The sequence below is a fragment of the Parabacteroides sp. genome (genome assembly GCF_977054455.1).
Genome location: NZ_CDRTCT010000008.1, coordinates 41415 through 54192 on the forward strand (window position 1 = coordinate 41415; position 12778 = coordinate 54192).

The following is a 12778-nucleotide window of genomic DNA, read 5'->3' on the forward strand; positions in this document are numbered from 1 at the left end:
TGGAGCCGTCCAAAGCGCTGTCCAATGATCCGGTAAACAACTGATTCAGCTTAAATGTTATTTCCCTGATGAGTAAATTTAAGCAAATATGTCAGTGTTACAGGAGCCTGCTTGTCTGCCTGCTATCCATCCTGCCGTTCTCCTTTTGTACAGGTGCGGGAGCGGTGGAGCAGGACACTGTGAGGCGTTCGATCTATCCGCAGGAGATGAAGGATAAAAGCGACCTGTATAATAAGCTGTGGGGGGTACATTACCGGGCGCTCTATTCGATTCCGGTCACAGCCGAGGCCGTTACGTTGCAAACGCTTCGGGGAGGCATGGAGATCATGGAGCAAGCGGCGGACTTCCACGCCCTGATCCTTTCCGACCGGCTGAATCGCCTGTATATGCTCAAACCGTTGGGAGGTTCGACCAGTTTCCTCGAATCCAAGTTCTTTCGCGAGATGTATAATAAGAAAGATTTCAAAGGAACTTATCTCGATGCGTTTATCGGGGATGCTTATACCATCATCAACCCATATACCTTTCTTGCGGCCGACCGGATGGCAAAAGCGGCAGGATTGAACTTCAACAATCCCCATGTCTATTTCATGCAAGGCGCGGAGAAGGGAGACACGATTGCCGACGGAAGCCGCATCCGTAACCGGCTGGTCAGCCTACGGAATGTACCCGACACTGCCACCCGGAAGAACATCCTCTCTACCGTCGCCTTGCTCGACCAGATCCGGCAGGACAAATCCCGCCGGGTGAACCCGGAAGAGTATATCGCCGAGCGCCTCTATGACATGTTGATCGGGGACTGGAACAAAATCCCGGAAAACTGGAATTGGCAAGCGAACCATACGGCCGACAGCATTCTGTTCAGCCCGATCGTCCTCGATCGCAGCCATGCCTTTACCAAAGTCGACGGTATTCTTTTCAAACGCATGCTGAAGGTGTTGGGACTCGGTTTCATTACCGACTACGGTAGCCATCCGAAGGATATCGGCAAGATAAACACGCTGGGCTATACGCTCGACATGGCGTTGGTAAGCGGTGCGGACGAATCGGTCTGGACGGCACAGGCCCTCGCCCTCCGGAAGAAGCTCTCCGACGCGGTCATCGATGAAGCCTTCCTTTCCCTTCCTCCGGAGATACGGGGAGCCGAGACGGAAGCCATCAAAAAGAAACTGATCATCCGCCGCGACAGCCTTCCGTATATGGCCCGCCGCTATTATAAGAAATTGCAGCGTACGCCTGTCCTGACCGGAACGGAAGGAGACGACCGGATCTTGCTCGAACGCTTCGGCCGCGACAGCCTGTTGGTCCGGATCTACCGAAAAGGAAGTCCTGTCCCCTCTTTCCAAAAGAAATATTCCGCCGGCAGCACAGAGGAGATCTGGCTGTATGGTCTGGACGGGAACGATGAGTATGAAGTCACAGGAAAGGCGCGGCGGGAGTTTCCCGTCTACCTTGTTTCCGGTCCGGGGAACAATACCTACAAGGCGGAGAAGGTCCGCAAGCTCCGCATTTACGCCTACGAGTCCGACCGGAAGCATCTGGAAGGGATTGCCGGTGTCCGTAAGATCATTTCAGACGATCCGGCCATCCACAATTACGACTACGAGAAAGTAAAATATAGGGAAGCGGACTTTACCCCCTGGGGTTTCTACGATTCGGATGCCGGCTTCAGTTTGGGCGCATTCTTCACCTATACGATGTACGGATTCAAGCAATCCCCTTTTACATACCGTCATCGTGTCGGATATAACTACCTGCGCGGGTTCATGTACCAAGGGACTTTCCCATTTTATGACGGACGGAAAAGTTTCAATCTGGATGCCTTTATCGCTTCGCCTCGTAACTTCTTCAACTTCTTCGGCTACGGCAATGATTCGGAAGGGTTTAAAGACGAGGGCAAGTCCTATAACCGCGTTACCCTCCGACAGTATTCGGTGGTTCCGTCTTTCCGTATGGAAATGAAACAGGACAGGCAGCTGACATTGTCCGCTTCGTTTGAGATGTACAAAGCCAAGCATACCGAAGGCCGGTATATCGATGAAGTGTATCCGGGCAATCACCCTGTGTTCGGGATGAATCTCTTCGCCGGGGTAGAGGCCGCCTGGCAGGTCGGGATGGCCCCGGCCGCCTTTGTTCCGGAACTGGATATCGCAGCAACGATCGGTTGGAAAATGAACCTGAAGGAGGCCGGACGCAATTTCCCCTACTCGAAGTTAGATGTTTCCGCCACGTTCCGCTGTTCGGACCGCTTTTCGATCGAAACAGGTGTGGAGGCGAAGCTGTTGTACCGCAATGAATACGACTTCTACCAGGCTGCCGGCATCACTTTGCGGGGATTCAGGGATAACCGCTTCATCGGCAAGCAGTCTTTCTACCAGCATACCGACTTCCGCCTGGATATGGGGAAAATCAGGAATCCGTTCACGCCGCTCAAATACGGGCTGTTCGCCGGTTTCGATTACGGGCGTGTCTGGTTTCCGGGCGAACATTCCCGCAGATGGCATACCTCTTACGGCGGCGGCTTCTGGCTGACGATCATTAATAAGGTGACGACACAATACTCCTGCTTCGGTTCCGAAGATGGCGCACGATTTTTGTTCGCAATAGGGCTGGGCATTTGATCCCGTTATGTAAATTTCAAATTTGACTCGCAATTATCAATTAATTATTACCTTTGTGCCGCTTTTTACATAGAAAAGTGGAAGTATGTTTAACTCTGTATTGGTAAAAGGGGATAGTCTATGCAAAAATCTGACTGCATCATCGGTGTGGAACATGTGTCTAAATTCTTCGGAGACAAGGCCGTATTGAATGATGTGAATTTGTCTGTCCGCAAGGGCGAGTTTGTAACCATTTTAGGGCCGTCCGGTTGCGGGAAGACGACGCTGTTGCGTCTGATCGCCGGATTCCAGACTGCTTCGGAGGGTATTATAACCATTGCGGGAAAGGAAATCACGCAGACGCCTCCTCATAAACGTCCGGTCAATACCGTTTTCCAGAAATACGCCCTTTTCCCTCATCTAAATGTATTCAATAACATCGCTTTCGGCCTCAAGCTGAAAAAACTGCCGGCCGCCGTGATCGAAAAGAAGGTGAAGCAGGCCCTCAAGATGGTCGGGATGACCGATTACGAAGACCGGGATGTCGATTCCCTCTCCGGCGGGCAGCAGCAGCGTGTCGCGATTGCCCGTGCCATCGTGAACGAGCCGGAAGTGCTTCTGCTTGACGAGCCGCTGGCAGCCCTTGACCTCAAGATGCGCAAGGATATGCAGATGGAATTGAAGGAAATGCACAAGTCCCTCGGAATCACTTTTATCTATGTGACCCACGATCAAGAGGAAGCGCTCACCCTGAGCGACACGATCGTCGTGATGAGCGAAGGGAAGATCCAGCAGATCGGGACGCCCATCGACATCTACAACGAACCGATCAACTCGTTTGTCGCCGATTTCATCGGCGAAAGCAACATCCTGAACGGGCTGATGATCCAAGATAAGTCGGTAGCCTTTGCCGGACACGAGTTCGAATGCGTGGACGAAGGTTTCGGCCGTCAGACGCCCGTGGATGTCGTGATCCGTCCGGAAGACATTTATATTTTCGAGCCGTCTGAAGCCGCCATGCTGACAGGGACGGTGACCTCCTCCATCTTCAAAGGCGTCCACTACGAAATGATGGTGCAGACACCGGAAGGCTACGAGTTCATGGTGCAGGACTATCATTGCTTCGATGCCGGCCAGGAAGTCGGCCTGCTGGTCAAGCCCTTCGATATCCACGTGATGAAGAAGGAACGCACCTGCAATACGTTCGAGGGAAGGATGGTCGACACGACGCATGTGGAATTCTTGGGTTGTACGTTCGAATGCCGCGAAGTTTCCGGTATCGGACCGGAAACGGCCGTGCTGGTCGAAGTGGACTTTGACAGCGTCATCCTCGAAGACAACGAGGAAGACGGACGCCTGACCGGTGAAGTCAAATTTATCCTCTATAAAGGCAACCATTATCATCTGACAGTGTTTACCGACTGGGACGAAGATATCTTTGTCGATACAAACGATGTTTGGGACGACGGCGACCGGGTCGGAATCACGATCGCGCCCGAAAATATACGGATTGTTCAATCAACTAAAAAGGAAGGAAGTGATAAGTAAGATTTCAGCTTTTTTTATGCGGCGCAGGAACTGGACGATCCCTTATGCCCTGTTTCTGGCTGTCTTTGTCGTAATGCCCTTGCTGCTGATCGTCTTCTATGCGTTTACTGATGCCGACGGCTTATTTACTTTTGCCAACTTCCGTAAGTTCATGATTCATCCCGAAGCGATGAATACCTTCGTCTATTCGATAGGAATTGCGGTTATCACGACGCTCGCCTGTCTTATTCTCGGCTATCCGGCTGCATATATCCTGAGTCAGGAACGTTTTGGCACCTCCCGGACGATGGTCGTGCTTTTTATCCTGCCGATGTGGGTGAATATCCTGATCCGTACGTTGGCAACGGTGGCTCTGTTTGATTTCCTGAACCTGCCGTTGGGAGAGGGGGCGTTGGTGTTCGGTATGGTGTATAACTTCCTTCCGTTCATGATCTATCCGATTTACAATACGTTGCAGAAGATGGACCGCAGCCTGATCGAAGCGGCCCAGGACTTGGGGGCCAATCCTTTCCAGGTTTTTATGAAAACGATCCTGCCGCTTTCGATGCCCGGTGTGATGAGCGGAATCGTCATGGTTTTCATGCCGACGGTTTCGACGTTTGCCATTGCCGAGTTGCTGACGATGAATAATATCAAGCTGTTCGGTACGACCGTGCAGGAAAATATCTATAACGGGATGTGGAACTATGGTGCGGCGCTTTCTCTGATCATGCTGCTGCTGATCGGCGTCACCATTCTCTTTACGAATGAAGAAGACAGTGCTTCGAACGAAGGGGGAGGTGTGATATGATGACGAGATGGATGGCAAAGGGGTATCTGTGGCTGCTGTTGGCATTGCTGTATTCCCCGATTCTGATTATTATGATTTTCTCATTCACCGAGGCGAAAGTGCTGGGAAACTGGACGGGATTTTCAACCAAACTGTATAGCTCGTTGTTTACGGGGGGCGTGCAGCGTTCGTTGGTAAGTGCGTTGTGGAACACGTTTGCCATTGCGATGATTGCGGCGACGGTGTCGACTTTCTTGGGCAGCATTGCGGCTATCGGCATTTTCAACCTGCGTTCCGGAACCCGCCGGGTGATGAATTTTGCCAATGCGATCCCGATGATGAATGCGGATATCATTACGGGTGTCTCCCTTTTCCTTCTGTTCGTGAGCTTCGGCGTCTCGCAGGGATTTACGACGGTCGTGCTGGCGCATATCACGTTTTGTACGCCTTATGTGGTGTTGAGCGTGATGCCGCGTCTGAAAAAGATGAACCAGAATGTTTACGAGGCGGCGCTCGATTTGGGGGCGACTCCTTTCCAGGCGTTGCGCAAGGTGATCCTGCCGGAGATCCGCCCGGGGATGATCAGCGGCTTCATACTGGCCTTTACGCTTTCGATCGACGACTTTGCCGTTACCATCTTTACGATCGGCAACGAAGGGCTGGAAACCCTGTCGACCTTTATTTATGCGGATGCCCGCAAGGGGGGACTGACACCGGAGCTGCGTCCGTTGTCGACTATCATCTTCGTGACGGTGCTTGTCCTTTTGATCGTGATTAATAAACGGGCGGAGAAGTCCAAAAGCTAATGGAGAAGAGCGGGAAATGAATAAACTGATTGCAATAATAGCCGGCTGCATACTCCTTTTAGGTGCAATGTCCTCGTGCGGACGTACGGACGAGGAGCGCAGCCATATCCTGAAAGTCTACAACTGGGGGGACTATATCGACGAGGAGGTACTGGCCGACTTCCCCGCTTGGTACAAGGAACAGACCGGCGAGGATATCCGGATCATCTACCAGGTGTTCGATATCAACGAAATCATGCTCACCAAGATCGAGCGCGGGCATGAGGACTTCGACCTGATCTGTCCGTCCGAGTATGTCATCGAACGGATGCTGAAGAAGAACCTCCTGCTCCCGATAGACCGCAATTTCGGCAAGACGCCGGATTACCTGGACAATGTCTCTCCTTATATCCGGGAACAGTTGGACAAGCTGAGCCTGCCGGGCCGGAAAACGACCGACTATGTCGTCCCTTATATGTGGGGGACGGCAGGGATCCTGTATAACAAGCAGTTCGTCTCCGAAGATACCGTCGAAAGCTGGGAATGCCTTTGGGATCCCAAGTTCAGGAACAAGATCTTGATGAAAGACAGCTATCGCGATGCCTATGGTACGGCCATTATCTATGCCCATGCGAAAGAACTGGCTGACGGCGCTGTGACGGTCGAACAGTTGATGAACGACAATTCACCCGAAGCGATCGCCATGGCCGAGGAATATCTGAAACAGATGAAACCTAACATTGCCGGCTGGGAAGCCGATTTCGGCAAGGAGATGATGACGAAGGGCAAAGCCTGGCTCAACTTCACCTGGAGCGGTGATGCGGTCTGGGCGATGGACGAAGCGGAGGCTGTCGGGGTGGAACTGGACTATTATGTCCCCCGCGAAGGCAGCAACATCTGGTACGATGGCTGGGCAATCCCTAAATATGCGCGGAATGTGAAGGCGGCCAGCTATTTTATGGATTATCTTTGCCGTCCGGACATTGCATTGCGGAATATGGACGCTATCGGTTACGTCAGTGCCATTGCGACTCCCGAAATTATGGAAGCCAAGATCGATCCGACGATCGGAAAGGTTTCCGACCTGAGTTATTTCTTCGGCCCCGGTGCGGATAGCATCCGGATCAATCCGGTCCAATATCCCGACCGCAAGGTGGTGGAGCGTTGCGCCATGATCCGCGATTTCGGAGACAGGACGGAACTGGTTCTGGAGATGTGGAGCCGTGTGAAAGGGGATAATCTGAATACCGGAATCGTCTTGCTGATCTTCGCCGTGTTCGGTGTGTTATTCGTATGGCTGGTCTATCGCAGGATACGTCAATATAAGCAGCGCAAACGTCATCACAGACGTCGCCGCCGCTGGTAGCAAATAAGTTAGAATCGGAATTGTCAATTAAAAGAAGGTCATGGAAGGCATAAAGAATTTGGTTATAGATTTTGGCGGTGTGATCATCAACCTCACCCGCAACCGGTGCATCGAGGCGTTCGAGGGCTTGGGCGTTGCGGATATACGCGAGCAGATTGTCAACAACTACCAGCATAAGGATCTCTTTATGAAGTTGGAACTCGGTTCCATCACGGCAGCCGGGTTCCGCGACGGCATCCGCCATCTGACGCAGCAGCCTTTGACGGACGAGCAGATCGATGCCGCCTGGATCGCCATGCTCGATGATGTCCCCGATTATAAGCTGGATCTTTTGCTCGACCTCCGCAAACGCTACAATACGATGCTGCTCAGCAATACGAACGAGATTCATTGGGACTGGTCGGAAAAGACCTGTTTCTCTTATAAAGGCCGCCATGCTTCCGACTTTTTCAATCATATCTATCTTTCCTACCGCCTCCATCTGCTGAAACCCGATGCCGGAATTTTCGAATACGTCTTGCAAGACGCCGGCATACGTCCGGAAGAAACTCTTTTCATAGACGATGCCGTCCCCAATTGCCGTACGGCGGAATCGCTCGGATTCCATACCTATACGCCGCAACCCCGCGAGGACTGGTCGCACTTGTTCGGATAGTCCGCCTGTTCCGAAAGTTGTTAATTAACTCATTTCGGACAACCATATTTGCCGTTAGTTGTTTTGATAAGACAAAAAACGAAACAAATAAGGTTCATTATGAATAGGTCTATTATAACGATGTTTATCGCTGCTGCCCTGTTGGGCAGTTGTTCCAATGATGACGATGACAAGACGGGCAACGACGGCCGGCAATTGGTTTCGCCGGAAATGGCCGATATGGCTGTCTCGTCGACTACTGCTTTTACGGGGGCATTGATGGTGCTTCCTTGTATGGCGGATACGTCCCTCTATTATGGCAATTATAATAAGAATGGAGAGCTAAGCCCCGTACATGGCTACTATACGGTCGGCAGCGGTTCGATTGCCGCCAGTCCGATTCCGGTCCGCCTTCCGGTTGGCGATTACAACTTCCTGTATTGGGGGATCCTGAAGAATAGCCGGGCGGATTCGACTTATGATGCGGTTGCCATTATTGAACCCCCTTTGCGGACGGGAACCAACCTGGCGGAACTGTCTTACTCGTTGCGGTTGGAAAACTATTCGGATACGACGTACTATCCCGTTTTCGACTTTGTCTATGCCGTACAGCCGGTCCGTGTCGGCATCGACAAGATGAAAGCGACCTTGCAAAGGGCCGTCACCGGCTTGAAAATAACGATCGTCGATCACGACGGATCGACGATGGATTCCAGTATCGCCAATGCACGCATCCTGGTGAGCGGCATTGCCGGCAAACTGAACTATTACACGGCGGAACCTTCGGATTTCACAAAAACCGTGGCTTTCCCGCTCACCATGTCGAAAGACAGCCTTTCCCTTTCGGCCAATTCTACGGTGATGATGTTCCCTTCCGGCCCGTCTCCCGATTTGACAATCGTCCTGTATCTGAAAAGCGGCCAACAGAAGAGATTCGGCAAGCCCCTTGCCGGTCCGCTGACAGCCGGAAACCGTCTGACCCTGGATGTCTCGTTAGGCGACCTGTATGTCGAGGAAGGTTCATCCGACGGCTTTGAAGTCAAAGAGTGGAACGAAAAGACCGAGTCGATCGACTTTCCGTAACTAAATATCCTTTACTTTCAATATATTGTATGATGTTCCCACGTCATACACATCGTTCCCGTCCACCTTCTTGATGTATTTGACTACTCGGATGGTGACGGGAAGGATGATTACCTCATAAAGGGATTTCAGTACCGCTTGTGTCCCGATCATGATAAAGAGTTCGCGAACCGGGATCAGCCCTGCGAAAGCGATCGGAAAGAAGATCATCGAATCGGCGCTCTCGCCAACGAGGGTAGAGGCGATGGCACGCAGCGAAAAATTCTTTCCGCCGGAGGCGATCTTCATCTTGCTCATCACATAGGCATTCAGGAACGAACCGACCAGAAAAGCGCTCAGGCTCGCTATGGCAATGCGCGGCGCCATCCCGAAAACAAAGTTAAACCCCTCTTCGCCTTCCCAGAATGGAGCGGCCGGCAGCATCACCGCCAGTTGGGCAAATCCGATTACCAGGAAATTCGAAGCGAACCCGCTCCAGATAATCAGGCGTGCTTTCTTGAATCCCCATACTTCGGCGATACAGTCGTTGATAATGTAGGAGATCGGGAAAACAATCAGTCCGGCGGTGGCGGTAATGCCGAATACCTGGATGACTTTGGTTTCTAACAGGTTGGAAGCAACCAGACAGATGTTGAACAGGATGCCCAGCAGCATAAACGGTACGGTCACAGTAGATGTCTTCTGCATATTTCTTGTTTTTAACGAGGTTTAGCAAGCACTCGGTGAATGATGTAAAGGAACGTTTTTAATATTCCGGGCGCAAAGATAGCGATATTTTTATTTGTTTATCTGCGAAAAGATGTATATTTGCAGCACTCAACATAATTCCCAGAAGCAGTGAACCTGCTTCTGCATGGATGCAGGCATTTTTATGCCTGTCTCTATCCCCATAGGCGGTTCCGTACCCCCGTGGGGAGCATTAATGTGCCTCCAGCTTCTGGGAAGTGTTGAGTAACGGGAAAGGCGGGACCGTTCTATTTTCGCCCCACTTTTAATACCTTATTTATTATGGAAGCAGCAAACACCTTGACACTTCCGAAAGAAGCAGTCCAAGAAATCTTTTTCAGGGAAGAAGCCAGCCGTATCCGGAAAGCGTTTGCCAACAAAAGCGATGAAGAAGATCTGGATTATCTCCTTCACCAGTTACGATGCATAAAAAGCCTGATGGTGCAACTGGAATTGCCTTGGGATCGCCTGATCACTGTCCTTTTCAGATGTTTCGCTTATTACATGCGGCAACCGAATGTGGAGAACACCCGTAAAACCTACCAACTGGCTACCCAGCTGATGGATTGTATCGTCTTCATGTCACGGAACGGAAGGGTGATGAATGCATTAGTCGAGTTCTTTGATCACCAGATCGACGATTTGGACAAGTTGTTGGCGGAGGAGGCCGAAACGCAGCCTTAAAACCGCGAGAAAGCACATAGGTGAAATCGCCATTCCTCTGTCACTCTATCACACTTTGTCTTGTAGGCGTTGATATACTTGCTGTGCCAGGAGTGATACATGCCGGATTCATGTATCACTCCTGTATCACACCAGTGTCACACGCCCGATCGGAATTTTACAAAGGATTAGATGCTATGGTTCCGGACATCCGGGTGTAGCCGTTTCGAACATCCGGGTGTCCGGAGCGTAACACCCGGGTGTAGAAAGCCGGAAGATGGGGGTGTTGCGGACTATTAGAACCGATGCGAATAGGTAAGGCCGATACCGTGGCGGTAGTTGATCGGGTCGTACACGTTGAAGGTATGGTAGCGGTAATAGAGCTGGATGCAGTTTCGGCTATCCACCCTGTAATCGCAGCCGGCGGAATAACGGATTTTGTCGGCACGCATCTTCCCGTTGTAGCCTGCGTTGTTAAAAGGCTCGACATAGAGGAAAGGTTCGAAACCCGAAGAGGCGATCCGGCAGGAGAGGGTGAACATGCTGCGGAGGTAGAGGGTCGGATGCAGGCAATTTTTCTTGTACGTGCTCTGGAAACGCTCCCGGACCGCAATTTTAAATGCCCCGAACCGGTGGGAACCGGCGGCGTACAGGTAATAGCGGTTGCGCACTTCCTCCGATGCCTTGTAGCGGACTAACGACATATAGCCGGCTCCCGCCCGTAAGTTCGGCAAGATGCGATAGTTGATCTCTCCGGTGGTAAGGAACCATCCGGCTTCCCTGAAGTCGTCGCGCGGGCGGATATCTTCTTCCAGGACAAAGGAGAAGCGTTTGTATATTTTCCCGGACAGGCTGACTTTCAATGCGACTCCCGTACCTTCCATCGCCGGGAGCGGAGGGCACAGGAATAGGAATAAGAAGGAAAAACAACAGATCGTTACTTTCATGGCGGAATATGGCGTTTGTTATCTGGGCAAAAGTATAAAAAAATGAAGTCCCTTCCGCATACATGCCTGATAATTCCGGCTTATGATTTAGTAGATGTTGGCCATGCTTACCAGCGGCTCGTACAGTTTCTCTATATCCTGCGCATCCAGTTCGATCGTGAGCTGGTCGCCGGGGAGGATGGTTTGTCCGGCGGGAGAGATGTCTTTGCGGTCGCGGTGGATATTCAGGATGACACAGTGGTTGGGGAGTTCGAGCGTGTCGACCTCTTTCCTGTCGAAATAGGCTCCGGCCATCACTTCGACGTCCAGTGTCAGCCGCTTTTGCTCCCGGAAGAACGGCTTGTTGATCATCTCTTCATAAAACATCACGTTGAACGGCTTGATCTCCAGCAACTCCGTGAAGTAATAGGTGAGTCCGCCCACCACGATGGAGGGATAGAAGATCTCGAAATGCCCGGTGATCTCCGTGATCAGGATGATGGCTGTGATAGGCGTGCGGACGACGGCAATCAGGAAGGCGGCCATCCCGATCAGCATGATATAGCTCACGCTTTCCATCCCGATGATCCCGTGTTGCACCAGGAGAAGGGCGTATAGCTTGCCGATCAGCCCGCCTGTTACCAAAGTCGGGATAAAGCTGCCCCCCGGCAGCCCGGAGGAGAACGAAAAGACCGTGAAGACCATGTGCAGGAGCATCATTCCGGCAATCCAATAGATGTTGCTGTTACCGCCTTCCGCCTGCTGCATCAGGAACTGTTCGCCTCCGCCTGTCAGGTCGGTGATCGTCAAGGAGATGGCATAGGCCATAGCCATGAGGCCCAGAAGCTTGATGTATTCCGGTTGGCGGATAGCCGGGTACATCCGTTTGGCGTAAAGCATCAGGAGGGAATAGAATTTGCCGAAGACCGAAACGATGACGGCAAACAGGAGGTACAGCTTGATGTGCAGCCCCAGCGTGATGTCGGGCACGATGGCCTGTATGTCATGGTACGGATTGATCGGGAAGATCGTGCTGGCGATCGCGCCGGCGACGACGCCTGCCAGGATGGTCGTAATGGCTGTTTTCGGAGCGTCGAAGCGTTCGATCGATTCGATCACCAGCGTGGCCGCGGCGAGTGGCGCGGTAAAGGCTGCCGCCAGTCCGGCGCCTGCACCTGCCGAGAGGAGCTGCTTGCGTTCGCCGCTCAGGATATGCCCCCATTTGCCGACCAGGTCGCCTATGTAGGAACCCATCTGTACGGAAGGCCCTTCGCGTCCCATCGAAAGGCCGCTGCTGAGCGTCAGGACGCCTCCGGCAAATTTGGCTAAAAGCTGGCGGAAGGAATGTTCGTATTCGATACGTCCGTTGATCGCGCCCCGGGTCTGCGAAATGCCTCCGCCTCCGATGTAAGGCCACCGCCTGACCATCCAGGCGACGAGGCAGAGGACGCCCCACAGGGCAAGGAATAAGGCGATATGCTCATACCAGGGGGGCGAAGACCGGAAGAAGCTCTTCCGCATATTGAAGAAAAGTTGCAGCAGATAGTGGTAAGGAACCGCCACCAGCCCGGTCAGCAGCCCCACGATCAGGCTCACGAAATAGAGCCTGGCATCTACCAGCTTCAGCTTTACTATCCGATTCATCTCCATCTCCCCTTAAACAGGAAGCGAAGCCCCT

The 12778-nt window shown here is 52.2% G+C and carries 11 protein-coding genes; 8 read left to right on the plus strand and 3 right to left on the minus strand.

Features of this window, described 5'->3' with window-relative positions; genetic code table 11:
- Nucleotides 1–68: 68 nt before the first annotated feature.
- The 7 genes from ACW6QF_RS05345 (at nucleotide 69) to ACW6QF_RS05375 (ending at nucleotide 8785) form a co-directional block, all read left to right on the plus strand.
- A complete protein-coding gene (locus ACW6QF_RS05345; protein WP_456087063.1) occupies nucleotides 69–2621 on the plus strand; it encodes a hypothetical protein in 2553 nt (850 codons plus the stop codon).
- A 120-nt stretch (nucleotides 2622–2741) separates the two neighbouring features.
- Entirely contained in the window at nucleotides 2742–4148 is a 1407-nt protein-coding gene (gene potA / locus ACW6QF_RS05350) for a polyamine ABC transporter ATP-binding protein (RefSeq protein WP_456087064.1), read from the plus strand.
- Nucleotides 4149–4164: 16 nt separating this feature from the next.
- Nucleotides 4165–4938: an ABC transporter permease gene (locus tag ACW6QF_RS05355; RefSeq protein WP_456087132.1), complete on the plus strand. Its 774-nt coding sequence runs from the start codon at nucleotides 4165–4167 to the stop codon at nucleotides 4936–4938.
- Nucleotides 4935–5723: an ABC transporter permease gene (locus tag ACW6QF_RS05360; RefSeq protein WP_456087065.1), complete on the plus strand. Its 789-nt coding sequence runs from the start codon at nucleotides 4935–4937 to the stop codon at nucleotides 5721–5723. Before ACW6QF_RS05355 ends, ACW6QF_RS05360 begins: the two co-directional genes overlap by 4 nt.
- Nucleotides 5724–5739: 16 nt before the next feature.
- The gene (locus ACW6QF_RS05365; RefSeq protein WP_456087066.1) at nucleotides 5740–7068 is read left to right on the plus strand and encodes an ABC transporter substrate-binding protein; all 1329 of its coding nucleotides are present in this window, start codon (nucleotides 5740–5742) and stop codon (nucleotides 7066–7068) included.
- A gap of 40 nt (nucleotides 7069–7108) precedes the next feature.
- Nucleotides 7109–7723 (plus strand): HAD family hydrolase, encoded by a 615-nt coding sequence (locus tag ACW6QF_RS05370; RefSeq protein WP_456087067.1) that lies wholly within the window; start codon nucleotides 7109–7111, stop codon nucleotides 7721–7723.
- Nucleotides 7724–7822: 99 nt separating this feature from the next.
- The gene (locus tag ACW6QF_RS05375) at nucleotides 7823–8785 is read left to right on the plus strand and encodes a FimB/Mfa2 family fimbrial subunit (RefSeq protein ID WP_456087068.1); all 963 of its coding nucleotides are present in this window, start codon (nucleotides 7823–7825) and stop codon (nucleotides 8783–8785) included.
- On the opposite strand, the gene ACW6QF_RS05380 is transcribed toward ACW6QF_RS05375, so the two are convergent.
- Nucleotides 8786–9472, minus strand: coding sequence for a queuosine precursor transporter (locus ACW6QF_RS05380; protein ID WP_456087069.1), 687 nt, complete (start codon nucleotides 9470–9472; stop codon nucleotides 8786–8788).
- Between the two features lie 321 nt (nucleotides 9473–9793).
- Here ACW6QF_RS05380 and ACW6QF_RS05385 point away from each other — a divergent pair, with 321 nt between their 5' ends.
- On the plus strand, nucleotides 9794–10195 hold the full coding sequence (locus tag ACW6QF_RS05385; RefSeq protein WP_456087070.1) for a hypothetical protein: 402 nt from the start codon (nucleotides 9794–9796) through the stop codon (nucleotides 10193–10195).
- A gap of 275 nt (nucleotides 10196–10470) precedes the next feature.
- On the opposite strand, the gene ACW6QF_RS05390 is transcribed toward ACW6QF_RS05385, so the two are convergent.
- On the minus strand, nucleotides 10471–11121 hold the full coding sequence (locus ACW6QF_RS05390; protein ID WP_298553691.1) for a DUF2490 domain-containing protein: 651 nt from the start codon (nucleotides 11119–11121) through the stop codon (nucleotides 10471–10473).
- Between the two features lie 87 nt (nucleotides 11122–11208).
- The gene (locus ACW6QF_RS05395; RefSeq protein ID WP_456087071.1) at nucleotides 11209–12750 is read right to left on the minus strand and encodes a ClC family H(+)/Cl(-) exchange transporter; all 1542 of its coding nucleotides are present in this window, start codon (nucleotides 12748–12750) and stop codon (nucleotides 11209–11211) included.
- Nucleotides 12751–12778: the final 28 nt, after the last annotated feature.